Origin of the sequence: Primorskyibacter flagellatus (genome assembly GCF_900176485.1) — a bacterium.
In the GTDB taxonomy this organism is placed as follows: Bacteria; Pseudomonadota; Alphaproteobacteria; order Rhodobacterales; family Rhodobacteraceae; genus Primorskyibacter; species Primorskyibacter flagellatus.
This window is the reverse complement of the sequence record NZ_FWYD01000007.1, coordinates 19329-34481: the sequence shown is the minus strand read 5'-3', so window position 1 is coordinate 34481 and position 15153 is coordinate 19329. Positions and strand designations below refer to the sequence as shown.

Annotated in this window: 15 protein-coding genes; 4 read left to right on the top strand and 11 right to left on the bottom strand. The window is 59.7% G+C overall.

The window, feature by feature from the left end; translation table 11 throughout:
• The first annotated feature begins 2 nt into the window (after positions 1-2).
• Positions 3-857, top strand: coding sequence for a sugar phosphate isomerase/epimerase family protein (locus tag B8991_RS11190; protein WP_084353081.1), 855 nt, complete (start codon positions 3-5; stop codon positions 855-857).
• Between the two features lie 142 nt (positions 858-999).
• Here the strand turns inward: B8991_RS11190 and B8991_RS11185 are convergent, their stop codons facing one another.
• Genes B8991_RS11185 through B8991_RS11155 form a run of 7 tightly spaced genes read right to left on the bottom strand, consistent with a single transcriptional unit; the run spans position 1000 to position 6280 of the window.
• On the bottom strand, positions 1000-1389 hold the full coding sequence (locus B8991_RS11185) for a glyoxalase superfamily protein (protein ID WP_084353080.1): 390 nt from the start codon (positions 1387-1389) through the stop codon (positions 1000-1002).
• Positions 1386-1712: a heme-degrading protein HmuQ gene (locus B8991_RS11180; protein WP_084353079.1), complete on the bottom strand. Its 327-nt coding sequence runs from the start codon at positions 1710-1712 to the stop codon at positions 1386-1388. The genes B8991_RS11185 and B8991_RS11180 overlap by 4 nt, the downstream gene beginning before the upstream one ends.
• Before the next feature lie 11 nt (positions 1713-1723).
• On the bottom strand, positions 1724-2473 hold the full coding sequence (locus tag B8991_RS11175) for a ChaN family lipoprotein (protein ID WP_084353078.1): 750 nt from the start codon (positions 2471-2473) through the stop codon (positions 1724-1726).
• 11 nt (positions 2474-2484) lie between these two features.
• Positions 2485-3267 carry a heme ABC transporter ATP-binding protein gene (locus B8991_RS11170; RefSeq protein ID WP_084353077.1) on the bottom strand — a complete coding sequence of 261 codons (783 nt, stop codon included), beginning with the start codon at positions 3265-3267 and terminating at the stop codon, positions 2485-2487.
• Positions 3264-4331 (bottom strand): FecCD family ABC transporter permease, encoded by a 1068-nt coding sequence (locus tag B8991_RS11165; RefSeq protein ID WP_084353076.1) that lies wholly within the window; start codon positions 4329-4331, stop codon positions 3264-3266. The genes B8991_RS11170 and B8991_RS11165 overlap by 4 nt, the downstream gene beginning before the upstream one ends.
• Positions 4332-4334: 3 nt before the next feature.
• The gene (locus B8991_RS11160; protein ID WP_084353075.1) at positions 4335-5231 is read right to left on the bottom strand and encodes a heme/hemin ABC transporter substrate-binding protein; all 897 of its coding nucleotides are present in this window, start codon (positions 5229-5231) and stop codon (positions 4335-4337) included.
• Positions 5228-6280 (bottom strand): hemin-degrading factor, encoded by a 1053-nt coding sequence (locus tag B8991_RS11155; RefSeq protein WP_084353074.1) that lies wholly within the window; start codon positions 6278-6280, stop codon positions 5228-5230. Before B8991_RS11155 ends, B8991_RS11160 begins: the two co-directional genes overlap by 4 nt.
• A 200-nt stretch (positions 6281-6480) precedes the next feature.
• Between B8991_RS11155 and B8991_RS11150 the strand changes: the two genes are divergently transcribed.
• Positions 6481-8526 carry a TonB-dependent receptor domain-containing protein gene (locus tag B8991_RS11150; protein ID WP_084353169.1) on the top strand — a complete coding sequence of 682 codons (2046 nt, stop codon included), beginning with the start codon at positions 6481-6483 and terminating at the stop codon, positions 8524-8526.
• Between the two features lie 355 nt (positions 8527-8881).
• Here the strand turns inward: B8991_RS11150 and B8991_RS11145 are convergent, their stop codons facing one another.
• Genes B8991_RS11145 through B8991_RS11130 form a run of 4 tightly spaced genes read right to left on the bottom strand, consistent with a single transcriptional unit; the run spans position 8882 to position 12504 of the window.
• A complete protein-coding gene (locus B8991_RS11145) occupies positions 8882-9649 on the bottom strand; it encodes an iron ABC transporter ATP-binding protein (protein ID WP_084353073.1) in 768 nt (255 codons plus the stop codon).
• Positions 9646-10590, bottom strand: coding sequence for an iron chelate uptake ABC transporter family permease subunit (locus B8991_RS11140; RefSeq protein WP_084353072.1), 945 nt, complete (start codon positions 10588-10590; stop codon positions 9646-9648). The genes B8991_RS11145 and B8991_RS11140 overlap by 4 nt, the downstream gene beginning before the upstream one ends.
• Complete coding sequence (locus B8991_RS11135; RefSeq protein ID WP_084353071.1) at positions 10583-11536, bottom strand: ABC transporter permease; 954 nt, start codon at positions 11534-11536, stop codon at positions 10583-10585. Before B8991_RS11135 ends, B8991_RS11140 begins: the two co-directional genes overlap by 8 nt.
• A gap of 53 nt (positions 11537-11589) precedes the next feature.
• Entirely contained in the window at positions 11590-12504 is a 915-nt protein-coding gene (locus B8991_RS11130; protein WP_084353070.1) for a siderophore ABC transporter substrate-binding protein, read from the bottom strand.
• Positions 12505-12635: 131 nt separating this feature from the next.
• Between B8991_RS11130 and B8991_RS11125 the strand changes: the two genes are divergently transcribed.
• On the top strand, positions 12636-12920 hold the full coding sequence (locus B8991_RS11125) for a DUF2218 domain-containing protein (protein WP_084353069.1): 285 nt from the start codon (positions 12636-12638) through the stop codon (positions 12918-12920).
• Between the two features lie 197 nt (positions 12921-13117).
• Positions 13118-15097: a TonB-dependent receptor domain-containing protein gene (locus B8991_RS11120; RefSeq protein ID WP_084353068.1), complete on the top strand. Its 1980-nt coding sequence runs from the start codon at positions 13118-13120 to the stop codon at positions 15095-15097.
• Positions 15098-15153 lie beyond the last annotated feature (56 nt).

Sequence of the window (15153 nt, the reverse complement as noted above, 5' to 3'; positions counted from 1 at the left end):
ATATGGCACAACTTGGATTGCACACATTCGCCGTCGCCCCGAAATGGGATGTCGCGACCATGCGCACACTGCGCATGAAATTTGAAACCCACAAGGTGCGCGTTCTGGAAATCCCTTTGCTCGACCCATCGGAAATCGATGTCGCGGAGACACGCGCGTTCTGCGAGGAAACCGGCATCACACCTGTGTGCTCGCTTGGTCTTCCGCCAGAAATTGATGTGATCACCGATCCGGATGCAGGCATGGCGTTTCTCGAACCTGCCTTTGACGTAGCTTCTGGCATTGGGGCGCCGTCGCTGTCGGGCGTGACCTATGGAACCATCGGCAAAATCTCTGGTAGCCCGCGCACGCAGGCTGAATTTGACGGCACGGCCAGCTTTATCAAGCGCGCGGCGGCGCGCGCAAAGGCGTTCGGCTTGGGTCTCGGCATCGAACCTTGCAACCGATACGAGACCCATATCATGAACACTGGCGCAGACGGGCGTGCCTATTGCGAGGCCGTGGGGGCGGACAACCTTTTCATCCATCTTGATACCTACCACATGAACATCGAAGAGGTATCATTCGCCCAAGGTTTTGCCGACTGCGGGCCACATCTGGGTTACGTCCATCTGTCAGAAAGCAATCGCGGCGCACCGGGAACAGGCATGATCGACTGGCAGGCAGCATTTCAGGCCCTCGTCGACGTTGAATTCGATGGCATCACTACCCTGGAAAGCATGAATCACGTCCATGAGGCCATTGCGTCCGCCCTTGCCATCTGGCGACCGGTGGCGGCAAACCCAAATGACGTGATCGATAATGGTCTACCTCACCTGCACAAAGCTGCAAGAATGGCAGGGTTTCACTACAGCTAGGGCAAATTGGCGCTTCAGAAAATAGTGGGGCCATTATCGTTACCAGCTGCGCAGATCGCACGCACCGACCCTCCAGAGGCGCGGCAGAATGACACCATGAAATCGCAAAGTGCCTTGCGTGCGGAAAGCGCAAACAGACAGATTACTCCTCGCTTTGTCCGCGTCCCGAGACATCCGTTTGATCGAGAAAGCGCAGCCGATTTCCAAACGGATCGAGAACCTGCATCTGAAGACCCCAGGGCAGTTTTTCCAACCCTGGTCGGCTGTTCGGATAGGGCAGCAGAGAGCTGTGCCAGTCCCGCAATCCGCAAACGTAGACCATAGCGGCCGCCCCCGGCGTGCCATCGCCATGATGCTCGCTCAGATGCAAATGAAACTCTCCCAGCCGCAGAAAAGCGTAAAGCGGCGCGGTCGCATCAAAGCGATGCTCGCCCTCCCATGTGAAGCCCAGCCAGCCGACATAGAACTCCCGCGCCTTTGACTCGTCGAAACTGCGGAAAATCGGCGCGATCTGTGTGACCTTCGGGATCATGCCGGTTGTTTTGCGTCGATTTTCTGAATGGCGCTGAACCCCTCAAAACGTGGCGCTCCCTCATGCAGCTTGCGGCTTTGACCGGCTTTCGCATGGGCGGCGCGGAATTCTTCACTGGTTGTCCACGCGCGGAAATGCGCCTCGCTTTGCCATGTCGTGTGCGAGGCATACAGAATGCGTCCCTCTGTCTCAGCGCCTTTCAGCATCTGGAACGACACGAAGCCCTCCATGTCCTGCAAGCGGCTTTCGCGGGTGAGCCAAAGCTCTTCGAATTCCGCGGCATTTTCAAGCGGTACGGTAAAGCGGTTCATGGCAAGATACATGGGGTGTCTCCTTAGTTCGATGTCAGGGAATTGCAGGGATCTTCACGCTCGGCGCGCGGGACGATCCGGGTTTCGTCAAAGGGCGTGTCCGTGTCGCCTTCGACAAAGCCGATGGAATGGGTGGTGACGTCGGGCGCTGCAAGATCGATCAGCGCGGGCACGCCCCAGTCCGTTCGCGCATGGCCGTTGCCCGCTATCAGCGCCACTGGCGGCCCGTAGGTTTCAAGCGCCGCCAGTGCCGCGCGCGCAAAAACCGCATCGCGGTAGCGTTGAACCGCAACCATGCCTGCCATCGCCTCCAACGGCATCGCCTCGCAATGCGCTACAAACTGCATTTCATCACGGGCTTTCTGCTGGTCGCCCGGCAGGGGCTCGTTCAGTCCGAAACGCGCCGCATCAGGGCCGAACAGGCCCTCTGGCCCGTCGCTGTAGACGGTGCGCACCGTCTCGCGCGGTGCAGCGGCTCCGATGATGCGCGCATTGCCCAAAGCGTCGAAGATCGGTGCGTAGATCGGAAAATCGCGCCAGCCGCTTGCGTTCCATGCCTCGGCGATCAGGGTCCGGTCGGCATCGGCTCTGGCGGCCTCTTCGGCGGTCAGCATCTCGAACACGATTGCCGTGGGCCGCAGGTCCTCCAGCACAGCGGCCTGTCCCAGATGCGCATCGGAGTTGTCATGGACTTCGCCCAGAATGACGATGTCAGCGACAGGTTGCGCCAGCGCGGGCGTGGCAAGACAAAACAACAGGATGGCAAGGCGCATATGCGCTCCTTTCAGGCGGATGCCGCATGCGGCAGAATAAATGGCACACCCGAGGGCGGTGTCGCCGAGACCCGCAGAGCACAGCCATAGGCTCGCGACAGGGTCTCGTCTGTCAATACCTCGGCAGGGGTGCCGAAGGCGAGGCGTTCGCCGTCGGCCAGCACCGCCACACGGTCGGCATAAAGCGCAGTCAGGTTCAGATCGTGCATGACGGCAAGCACGCCACCACCGGCGCGGGCAAAATCGCGGGCGATCTCCATGACCTGCAACTGGTGCGCAATATCAAGGCTGGACACGGGTTCATCCAACAACAGCCAACGAGGCTGTCCGTCTTCAACCGGTGCCCAGACCTGCGCCAGCACGCGGGCAAGCATGGCGCGCTGTGCTTCGCCACCCGACAGTTCCTGAAACGTGCGATGGGCGTAATGCGCAAGGCCGACGCGCGCCAGCGCCTGCATTGGCACTTCGGGCCTGTCGCCCGCGGTGCCGGATTGAAGACCGATGCGCACGACCTCGATCACGGTGAAGGGAAAGGCCAGCCGCGACGCCTGAGGCAAAACAGCCCGTATCGCCGCCAGTTCCCAGGGTTTCATCCGCTCGACGCACCGACCGTTCAGGCTGACGCGGCCCTGATAGGCAAGAGAGGCGGTGATCGCGCCCAGCAGGGTGGATTTTCCCGACCCGTTCGGACCAACGATGGCCGTGACCTCACCCGGCAAAGCGGTCAGGCCGACACCCCTCAGCGCCTCTCGCTTGCCGTATGACACGCGTATATTCTCGGCGATCAGGCTCATAATTCGACCAGTCCCCGCCGCTTGAGCAGGATCCAAAGGAAAACCGGTGCCCCCAGAACGGCCGTGACGATCCCGATGGGCAGTTCGGCGGGGGCGATCACCACGCGGGCAATCATATCAGCAAGGATCAGCAAGGTCGCGCCAAGCAAAGCCGCGTTCAGCAGCAACGTCCGGTGATCCGGCCCCGAGGCCAGCCGCAGCAGATGCGGCACGACAATGCCGATGAAACCGATCCCCCCCGAAACGGCGACCGCGGCACCGGTCGCCCCGGCCACGGCCAGAATGCCGGTGGATTTCATCCGCTGAACGTCAATGCCGATATGGGCGGCGGTCGCTTCGCCCAAAGCCAGTCCATTCAACCCCCGGCCCAGCGTCAGGGACACCCCGATGGCAAGCAGGATCATCGGGCCGGCAGCAAACACTTTGGCCCAGCTTGCGCCCGCCAGCGATCCAAGCCCCCAGAAGGTCAGGTCGCGCAGCTGCGTATCATCGGCGATATAAACAAGAATGCCCGACAGCGCGCCTGCCAGCGCCCCAAGCGCGATCCCTGCAAGAAGCATGGTGGCAACAGAGGTGCGCCCATGGCGTGTCGAGACGCGATAGAGCAGGATCGTCGATCCCCAGCCGCCCAGAAACGCAGCAAAAGGCGTCAACTGGTTGCCCGTCAGGTCAATGAGCCATGCAGGTAGCAACGTTCCCAGCACAATCGCCAAGATCGCCCCCAACCCGGCCCCCGCACCAACGCCGACGATCCCCGGATCGGCCAGCGGGTTGCGGAAAAGCCCCTGCATCGCGGCCCCCGAAACCGCCAGCGCGGCCCCGACCAGCACACCCATGGCAAGCCGGGGCAAACGTATGTCGAACAGCACAACACGCTCGATCTGGCTCAGCGTTTCGCCATGGATCAGCTTCGCCAGCATTGTAGACAGCGTCACATCGGTGGCCCCCACCTGAAGGCTGGCGAAACAGGACAGGACCAACGCCCCTGCGAGCGCCCAATGCAGGGTGTTCGCGCGGGTTTCACGGTGGTGGGGGATGGTTTCGATGTCGCTCAGGGCTGCCAAATTTCACGCTCCCTTGCCGTAAAGCGCGTCGTTCAGCGTGGCGATGGCCTGCGCTGTACGGGGGCCGAAGCCCAGCATCAGCAAACCGTCCATGCGGATGGCGGAACGGGTCTGCGCGGCCGGTGTCAGCTTGATCGCCGGCATTGCGAACAGTTCGTCCTTTTGCGCGCCGTGATCTCCGCCGCGATCCATCATCAGGATCACATCCGGTGCCGCCAGTCCGATGGCTTCGTCCCCGATCTGCTTGTAGCCTTCGAAAGCGGTCACGGCATTCACGCCGCCGGCCATGCGGATGATCGCGTCCGCCGCCGTTCCGGTGCCGGACACATTGATCTTGCCGCCCTGGGTGGACAGCACGAAAAGCACGCGCTTCTTGCTGTTCGCAGGGCGTTCTGCATCCGCCAATGCCGACGCCATCGCGCCTTCGACCTCGGCCGCAAGACCTTTGGCGCGAGCCTCCACGTCAAGGGCCGCTCCGATAACCTCGATCTTGCGGATGATGCCCTCGGCGGTCAAGGCGTCCGGCACTTCGACAAAGTCCACATTCGCGGCGCGAATGACATCGAGCGCTTCCGGCGGCCCGGCCCCTTCCTCTGACAGGATCAATGACGGGCCGACCGACAGCACCCCTTCGGGCGACAGTGCGCGCATATAGCCGACATCGGGCAGGTTCGTCACGTCAGGCGGGTAGCTTGACGTGGTGTCGCGCGCCTTGAGCCGATGTTGCTGCCCCAGCGCCACGACAATCTCTGTCACGGAGCCGCCGATCGACAGGACATCCGCATGTGGATCGCCCCCCTGCTCGGCCTGCTGCGCGCTGACTGTCAAGGCCGCGACCGCACCGAACATCGCGATCCATATGCCTGTGAAGGCGGCAAAACCATTGCGCTTGCGGGTCATGCGGGCACCTCTGCCAGCGCGGGCAGCGCCGCGACAATCCCGCCCCATTCGGCGCGCGAATCCCGGCCTTGCTTGCCAACGCCAAAGGCCTGAAAGATCAGCCCGCCTTCGGCATCGAAGGCCTCGACGGAAACCGCAGGCCCGCGTTGCGTGGGCTTTTCGACGGCCCAGACCTCGGCCACCTTGTCCAGACGGAGATGCAGGTTGAAGCCCGGATCCATGACGTTCTGCCACGGCCCCATCGGGTGCAGCTTGTGGATCGGGCCGGTATGAATCTGGATGCAGCCGCGATTGCCGACAAAGATCATCACTTCGATCCCGGCATCGCGCACCGCCTGCAACATCGCATCGGCGGCCTGCGGTTCAAGCCGGCGCACCCAAGGCGCGCCGGCGATCCGGTAGGCGCCCAGCCGGTTCATCTTGAGCTTGGCGCACAGCCGCAGAAACTGATGCGTATCGGTCAGGCGCGCCCATTCCTTGCGCAGGATGTCCACTTTCTCCGGGTGGGATTTCGCGCCCTCGACGGGTTTGCGCGGCTCCACCTGCTGTGTTTCGGATTGATCCTCGATGGCCAGATCGGCCAGGATCCCGGCCCATTCATCCAGGTTCGATCCGTCGCGCAAATGGATCTTGTGAACCGCATCGCCGGCCGCATCGAATACTTGCAACGAACGACGCACGCCCTGCTCGGACAGTGTTTCGACCGCATAGGCATGCACCCAGTGGGACGGAAAGATGCGCAGGTCGATATTTTCGGTCAGCGTCATCGCGGCATGTTCGCCGGGGTGATAATTGCCGTATTGCCCGACCTTTTCATGCACGCAGGCCGCGACACGGGTCAGCGCCATGACCTCGCCCAGCTTTTCGGCGGCGGGAATGATCCGGTCAGGATGCGCGTCGATGCGTGTTGTCCCCTGCCCCATTCGGGCCGCGACAAGCTGCGCCTCGGAAATGCCAAGCGCATCCGCTGCATCCCTGGCACGCAGCTTGGGGTGTTCAGCCTGATAGGCACGGATGTCTTGCGGGGAGACAACGGTTTGCTGTGTCATGGGCGTCCTCGGAGAGTGGTTGGGGTCCGATGGCTGCGCCCGAACAGATGCGGTGCGTGGCTTTTCAAATTATTTGACTGTTTTAGTTTGATACGATTAACGCTGCAACCCATTGCGGTTGGATTTATCGCATAACCACCAAAAACACCCGCGCCAGCTTTCGCAAGCAACGGAAATGGAACTCAAGAAGGATGGCGCATATGCTTACCCCCCTGTTGCGCGGCACCACCGCGCTTGTCTGCCTGTCACTGGCCGTGCCTGTCGCGGCACAAGACGCCGATACCTCCGGCTTTCTGGGCACATTGATTCTGACCGGGGGCAAACGCGACCTCAGCTTTGGCACTGCATTGTCGCGCACCGTGGTGGGCGAAGAAGAGATCCAGGATCGCCAAGCCAGCACGGTCGCGCAACTGATCGACTCGGTCCCCGGCGTCACGTTGGTCAATGGCACAACGCCGCAAGGATCAGGCATCAACATTCGCGGCTTTGGCGCGAACACGACCTTCGGCTCGGACCAGAAGATCGCCGTTCAGATCGACGGTGCCAGCGTCGGCTCGGAAGAGCTGTACCGGATCGGCACGCAGCTTTTCACCGATCCGCTGCTCTACCGCGAAGTCGAAGTGCTGCGCGGCACCATCGGCAGCTTTGCCTATGGGTCGGGGATCGTCGGCGGTGTGGTCAAGCTGGAAACCAAGGATGCGTCGGACTTCACCGGTGGCGCGCCGGGGGTCGGTGGATCGCAGACATTCGAGTATGGCTCTAACGGCAATGGGTGGGTCAGCTCGACAAACCTGGCCTGGATGCCGACGGACCGCGCCGAATTCCTGCTCAATTATTCGCTGCGTGATCAGGATGACCTGACCGCCGGCGATGGCTCGACAATCGGCAACAGCGCCTTCCGCACGCCTTCATACCTCGCGAAAGGGAAATTCACTTTCGGGCAGGACGACGCCCATTCGCTGATGCTCAGCCATTCGCGGACCGTGGCGGATGACAAGGATGTGCCCTACGATCAGTTTGACACATCCGGCGGCACTTTTGGCAATGTGGACCGGCTGACAGAAACCGCGCAAACCGTTCTGGAATACCGTTTCAACCCGGCCAGTGACCTGATTGATCTGCGCGCCAACCTGTCCTACGCCGATCAGCAGATCGCGTATGACTACATTCCCGGCTCATCTCCGGCGGAAGGCACCCCGTCGTTTCCTTTCCTCGTCAACACGGTCAATGCCGATCAGCGCTACGAGACGACGAAACTGACCCTGACCAACCGGGCGCTGCTCGACACTGGTGCTGTGTCGCATGACATGCTGTTCGGGCTTGAGGCGCAGCGGCGTGTCCGCGCGGACAACACCGATGCGGGCGCGCCGGGTGGGCGCAATGACCGGTTCGCGCTGTTTGTCGTCGATGAGATGGCGATGGGCCAGGTCACCCTCACACCTGCCCTGCGCTACGAGACGTCCCGGATCGAAAGCGAGAACGACCTGGGCACATTCCCGACAAGCTACGAGTCGGATGCGCTGATGGGCGGGCTGGCGCTTGCCTATGATTTCGGCAACGGTCTGTCGGTCTTCGGCAGCGCGGCCTATACCGAGGGTCTGCCGATCATCGACGATCTTGGCACCAGCGCGACCGCACAACGGCGCATCGACATGACGGAAAAGTCGCAAACGTTCGAGCTTGGGGCGGAATATACCGGCACGGGCGTCTTCACCGCGGATGACAATTTCACCATTCGTGGCAACCTGTACCAGACAAGGCTATGGGACATCACCAGCTATACCGTTGCCGGATCCACCTCGACAGAGCTGGAACGGGTTGACTCCCGCGGCGTCGAACTGGAGGCCTCTTACGGGATGGCAAGCGGGGTCTATGTCGATATTGCCGGGCATCTGGGCGACGCAACAGAGTTCAACCCCGATGGGTCCGATACGACCTGGCGCAACAGCCCGGCCGACCGTGTTCAGTTGACCCTGGGCAGGAAATGGACCGAGACTCTCGATCTGAGCTGGGAAATCGTGCACAGCGCTGATCGCCGTGATGCGCTAGGCGATGGTTTGCCCGACAGCACGGTCCATAACCTGCGCGCCACCTGGAAACCCGAGGGCCAAGGCTGGCTAGACAACACCGAGGTTCGTTTCGGAGTCGAAAACATCCTCGATACCGATTATGTCGGCCACCTCTCATCCCCAACCCGCAAAGCCCCGGGAAGAACACTCAAAGTCGCCCTGACAAAAACGTTCTGAAAACCATGGCCGGAGCAACTGCTCCGGCCATCTTTGCCGTGCGGTAATGCACAACTCAACCCCAACCCAAACTTCCCCGGATCCTGATCCAGGCACATTGAGTTGACGCGCGGTCCAAACACTCCACCACACCGTTTCCGCGAACAAGCGGATCACGCCCGGCCTGCCCCGGATCGCTGAGCTTTCCCAGGCAATAGGGTTCGATGATCACCCGTTGCACGTTGGTTAAAACGTGCCGGATCAAGGCTGCTCTCCTTATGTTTGCAACCTTGACCCAAAGCCAGAGGATCTGAAGATCCTAGACGTCAAAAGCACCCAGATCGAATGTGTAGAGTTCGGCATTTGCGGCGACATCTTACATGTGGTGGAGAATGACGGGCTTTCCGTCGATCGACACAACACGGATCGGCATTCCGAAAAGATCTGACAAGATGGGTTCTGTCAGTACTTGGTCGGGGGGGCCTGAAAACACAAGGGCTCCATCTTTGAGCGCAACAATGTGGTCTGCCCAGGCCGCGACATAATTGATTTCATGTACAACCATGACGATGCTGCGGGAACGCTCTGTTCCGGGGCGGCTCATTGCGTGCAAGCCGGCCGTGAGCTCTTTGGCGTGGTACATATCAAGATTGTTGAGCGGCTCGTCGAGCAGCACCCAATCGGTATCCTGAACAACGCCCATCGCGACGAACGCACGCTGTTGCTGACCGCCGGAAAGCTCATCCAGAAAGCGGTACTGAAGAGCCTGCAAATCAAAGGCAGCAATGGCTTGGTCGACGGCATCTTCATCCCGTTGCGCTGGACGTCCTCGGTGGTGTGGCCAACGTCCGAACGCCACAAGATCGCGGACGCGCAACCGCGAAGACACACCAAGCTGTTGCGCAACGACGGCAATTTTCAGGGCCAGTTCTTGCGTGGGCGCCGTGGAAACATCCACATCATCGACAGTGATCTGACCGCTTTGCAGTGGCGTCAGCCGCGCGATGAGGTTCAACAACGTGGATTTTCCCGCACCGTTGGGGCCAATCAGCGCGGTGATGCCGTGACGCGGAATACGCGTCGTAATCCCCGTAAGAATTGGCGACTTGCCGATCACATGGCTGACGTTCTGGATTTGAATCATCGCACGCGCCCCCTGAGCACGAGATAAAGGAAAAGCATACCGCCGGCGAATTCGACAATCACCGAAAGCGTAGACTGCATCCGCAAAACCCTTTCAAAAATTGCCTGCCCGCTAACGAGGATAAGCGCAGAAATCATTGCGGCGGCGGGAAGCAACAGCGCGTGGCGATGGGTTCGCATCATAGAATGAGCAAGCGCCGCAACCAGCAATCCGAGAAAAGTGATCGGTCCGACGAGCGCGGTAGAGACTGACACCAAAGCCGCCACGAGTGCCAGCAATCCAAGCACCATCCGGTCGTAAGGCAAGCCAAGCCCGATCGCGGATTTGCGCCCCAGCCCCACGACATCGAGTGCGCGGATCAAGGGCCGTATTGCCGTGAACGCCGCAAGACAAACGACGCCGGCCAATGCCAGTTGCGCCGTATCGACGGAATTGAACGAAGCAAACATGGCACCTTGCACGACCGAGAATTCCGATGGATCAAGGATGCGCTGGAAGAACGCAGTGAGCGAACGGAAGAGAACGCCGAAGATCACCCCGGCAAGGATCATCCGGTGAAGATCGGTCCGGCCTCGGCCCATCAGGACGGAAAACAGCGCCATTGCAGCAACCATCATGATGGCCGTTTCTATCAGAAACTTTGCGGGACCAAGCAATCCGATATAAGCCGACCCGCCCAAGACAATCACCAGAAGCGTTTGGATCAGAAGAAACAGCGCGTCGAACCCCATGATCGCCGGAGTCAGTATACGATTGCCGGTGACGGTCTGAAAAATCATCGTGCTGACGCCTATTGCAGCACCAACCAGCAAAAGTGCCGCCAGCTTTACAACGCGCAATTCCAGAATGAACCCCACTGGACCTTTGAGACCCCAGAACAGGAAAAAGCTACACGCAGCAAGCAGCAACCCTGCGAGCAGTAAGAGCCGACGGTCAGGCACGGGCGGGCCTCGCAAGCAGAAGCCAGAGGAAAACCACCGCGCCAAACACGCCGAATATCGTTCCAGCCGGAATTTCATAAGGAAAACGGACAAGTCGACCAAGCACGTCACAGGCCAGGACCATCCCTGCGCCCATACCCGCGACGACAGGCAAGGACGCACGCAGATTGTCGCCCATCATGCGCGCTACGATATTCGGCACCACCAGACCGACGAAGGGCACCATCCCGACCGTGACAACCACCAGCGCAGTAACCATCGACACAGTCACCAGCCCCAGTGCCATCACTTGCCGATATTTCAAACCAAGAGATATTGATGCGTTCCTGCCCAATCCTGCGATCGTGAATTGGTCCGCCGCGATATAGGCAATGACCGTCATCAACCCGGCAAGCCAGAGCAATTCGTAGCGCCCGGCAAGGACACCGGAAAATTCTCCGCTCATCCACACGCCGAGATACTGCATCATGTCCCATTGATACGCTATAAAGGTGGTTCCCGCCCCGATGATGCCCGAATAGATCAGCCCGATCAGCGGCACGAGTAGCGGCTGCGACGGGGGCAATTTGCGGATCAAGATCAGGAAACCGCCCATGCCCACAAGCGCTGCAAGCGCAGAGACCGACATCTTCAGTATCAATGGCATGGCAGGTGCGGCCAGCGTGACCGCCAAAAGGCCCAACATCGCGGCCTCTGTCGTCCCTGTGGTGCCCGGCTCGACAAAGCGGTTACGCACCAGCAGCTGCATGATAACACCAGCCACGGCCATTGACGCACCGGTCAGGAGGGCGGCAAAGGTGCGGGGCAGACGGCTGGCCAGCATCAGACGAAGCGCCTCTGGGTCGCTGCCCAATGTGCCCAGATCAAGCGTTGCCGCCCCGATCGCAGCCGAGATCAGCGATAGGACCAGCAAGGCCACGAACGTGAGGAGATAAGAAAACCGCATGGCACCTTGCGAGCGGTGTTCCGGACCTTATGCGACCCGGAACAGGTCTAAATTTAGCCTTCGAAACCGGCCCGTATCTGGTCCAGAACGCCGGTCATGGCCTGAATGCCGCCGCCAGCGATATAGATCATGGCCGGATCGACGTAGATTACGTTTCCAGCTTTCCAAGCGCTGGTGCCTGCAACCAGCGCGTTGTCCAGAGTCTCGACTGCCGATGCGCCTTCTGCACCGACAGCAGCTCCACGGTCCACGACGATTAGATAGTCGGGGTTCACTTCGGCGATGAACTCGAACGACACGGCCTCGCCATGGGTTTGGGCATCAACGTTTTCTTTGGCTTCCGGCAACTCAAGAGCCTCGTGTATCCAGCCAAAGCGAGAGCCTTTTCCGTAGGCAGAAACCTTGGGACCGTTGGTGAGGATAATCAGGGCATTGCCCTTGCCTGCCACCGCCGCCTTGGTTTCCTCCAGCTTTTCCTCAAACGCCTTTCGAAGGTCTGCGGCCTTTTCCTGTCGTTCGAAGATCTCGCCATAGGTCTCAAGTCGGGTCAGAGCCTGCTTCACTTGCGTGCTGTTCTCATCCGCCCAGATGGTCATGTCGATTGTCGGTGCAATGCGTGACAGGGGCTTGGTCTGGCTGGACGACCGCCCACCCGCGACGATCAGGTCAGGTGCCATGATCGCGAGGCTTTCGAAATCCGGCTCGAACAATGATCCGATGCTGGTTGCTTGATCGGCAACCTCGTCCAGATAGCTGACGTAATGGGGTTGCGGAACGCCCGCGACCTTAACTCCGAGCGCCGTAAGCGTATCCAGTGCAGCAATATCAAGCACAGCAATTTTTGCGGGATTTGCCGGGACACTCGTCTCGCCCTGATGGGTTTCAACGGTGACCTCGGTGGCCCAGGTGGCGGTGGCAACCAGAGCTGCGGCAAGCGGCAGCACAGCCCGGCACAGGACATGTTTCATCTTAAACCTCCAGTGATGTGGAAGAGCGCAACACTGGCGTCTGGCTTGCATCTCGCTTCTGGGAACAGGGTGTATTCGCTTGCTTCCGCAGGGTCCAGCACTTATTCTGACAAAAACATTCAGGATAAGACATGCACAAGCTAATCGGCCGATTTGAGACACCAAATGCCAGTAAATATCTGCAACAACTCTGCAAACATTTTGCCCATAAGATCAAAGTCGATCACACCGCGCAGGAAGGCATCTGCCATTTCGTCATGGGACCTGCGTATCTCAGCGCCGATGAGGTCGCATTGACGGTGCGTTTTGAATTGTCCTCGCCAGATCACACTGACGCCGCGCGCGGCGTTATCGACAGCCATCTTGAGACCTTCGCCTTTCGTGAGGGGTTTAAACACATGAGTTGGTCAAGCTGATACTCGGCCAACGCAGCTCTTGGTACTGTGGCGCAAAGGCAACCCGTGGATGCAATTACCCTACGAAAACACTCGGAATGCTTCCGTACCACTTGTGGTCGCGGCATGGCACGTCCAAGACAGCCGGTAACGGCAGCTACGATCCTTTGATTCAGCCACCTGGTCTTCGCAGTTTTGCGACAAACAGGGGGCTACCTATGCGCGCTAGAATTCTTAAAACCGTATTTCTATCCAGTGTCTTCACTGCACCAGCCTATGCACAGGACGCACCGTTCGAGTCCAACGCAATTTTTCTAGGTACGCTGGCCATCAACAGCACCGGTGGAGACGCAATAAACGACAAGGACGTCACCAGCGACGATCTAGACCGCAAGAACCCCGCCGACCTTCAGGAGTTGTTCCGGTCCGAGCCAACCATTTCCGTCGGAAGTTCCATTCCGATGTCGCAGAAAGTCTATGTGAATGGGATTGAGGAGACTCGGCTCGGCATCACAATCGACGGCGCGCGCCAGAACAACAAGGTGTTCCACCATGCCGCCACCAACCTGATCGACCCGGCGCTGCTGAAATCGGCGCGTGTCGATCCGGGTGTTGCCCCTGCGGACGCTGGCCCCGGCGCGCTGGCGGGCACGATCGCTTTCGAAACCAAGGATGTTGAGGATCTGCTGGACCCCGGTGCAACCGCTGGCGGCCGCGTGAAGCTTGAATATGACAGTAATGGTGATGTCGGCACCGCCAGCAGTGCGGTCTACAGCCGCCAAGGTGGGTTTGAGTCGCTTCTGTTTCTGAAACGCGCCGAGGGCGACACCCGGCAGGATGGTGCCGGCGATGACATCACTGGCTCTGGCACCAACCTTGCAAGCGGCTTGCTGAAGCTGGCCTATGAGACAGACGAGGGCCACCGGTTCGAACTGTCCTACGAGCAGGTCCATGACGACGAAGCGCGCCCTTACCGCGGCAATATCCAACGGTTGATCGGCGGGCGGCCTGTGCCGCTGACGCGGAACTATGTTCTGGATCGCAGGAATGTGGTGCTGACCTACACGGATGAGACCCCGGAAGGTTGGTGGGATCCGAAATTCCAACTGTCCTTCGCCAAGACCGAACTGGATCTGCCGGAAGAGGATCAAAGCACCTATGGCCGCACGCAAAGTTTCTCTGGTGTGTTCCAGAACACGTTTGCAGTTGCCAGCGGAACAGTCACCACCGGACTCGACTTCTTCCGCGACGAAGGCGAAATGGATTATAAAAGCTCCACAAACCCCGCGTGGAATGAACACCCGATTGAAAAGCTGCGCAACGTCGGGGTCTTCGGCCAGGCCCGGCTTGAACCCCTCGGCGGATTACGGCTGACCTTCGGCGCGCGTGCTGATTTCCGAGAGCTTGAAGGTGTTGATGGGTCAAAGCATGACGATTCCGGTATCTCGGGCAATTTCGCGGCCGAATATGACCTGACCGACAGCGTGACCCTCAGCGGTGGTTACTCGCATGTCTGGGGCGGGATCGATCTGGCAGAGAACTTCATCATGAACGCTGCCTGGACTTACCCGTCTGACGGGTTTGACTCGATCACCGCCCGCAACGCCTTTATCGCTGCGGAATTGCGGACCGGGGCTTGGGTTTTCGATGCAAAGCTCTTCCAGACCGACATCGACAATGCGCGCAACGCCTCTTACGGCGGTGGCCCAGCGTTGACTGCGGATGTGGAAACCCGTGGATATGAGGTTGGCGTGGCCTATGCATGGGCCAATGGCTCTGTCCAGCTTGGCTATGCCAATATCGAAAGCGATGTGGATGGGCGCATTGCGGATTCTTATTCAGGAAATTACCTGACCATGCCCTTGGGTGAGGTCATCACCCTGTCAGCCGTGCATGACTTTGAGACGCTCGGATTGCGTATTGGTGGCGATGTGGAACATGTGTTGAAAAACACCCGCACCTACAGCTTTGCGTCCGGCGGCTCGGGTCCGGCGTTGCCATCCTACACCGTTGCCAATGCCTTTGTGGAGTATACACCGCGACAGATGGACAACCTCACGTTCCGGGCAGAGGTAAACAACATCTTTGATGAGCAGTATGCTGCGCGCGCAACCTACGGTCAGGATTTTGCAGGCGAGGTTGTGCCCCTGTATGAACCGGGCAGAGCACTGCGCATTTCGGCGGCTATCAGGTTCTAATGCTCCCCGCCTGAATACTATCAAAAAGCGACCGGACTTACCCAAAGGGTGTGGTC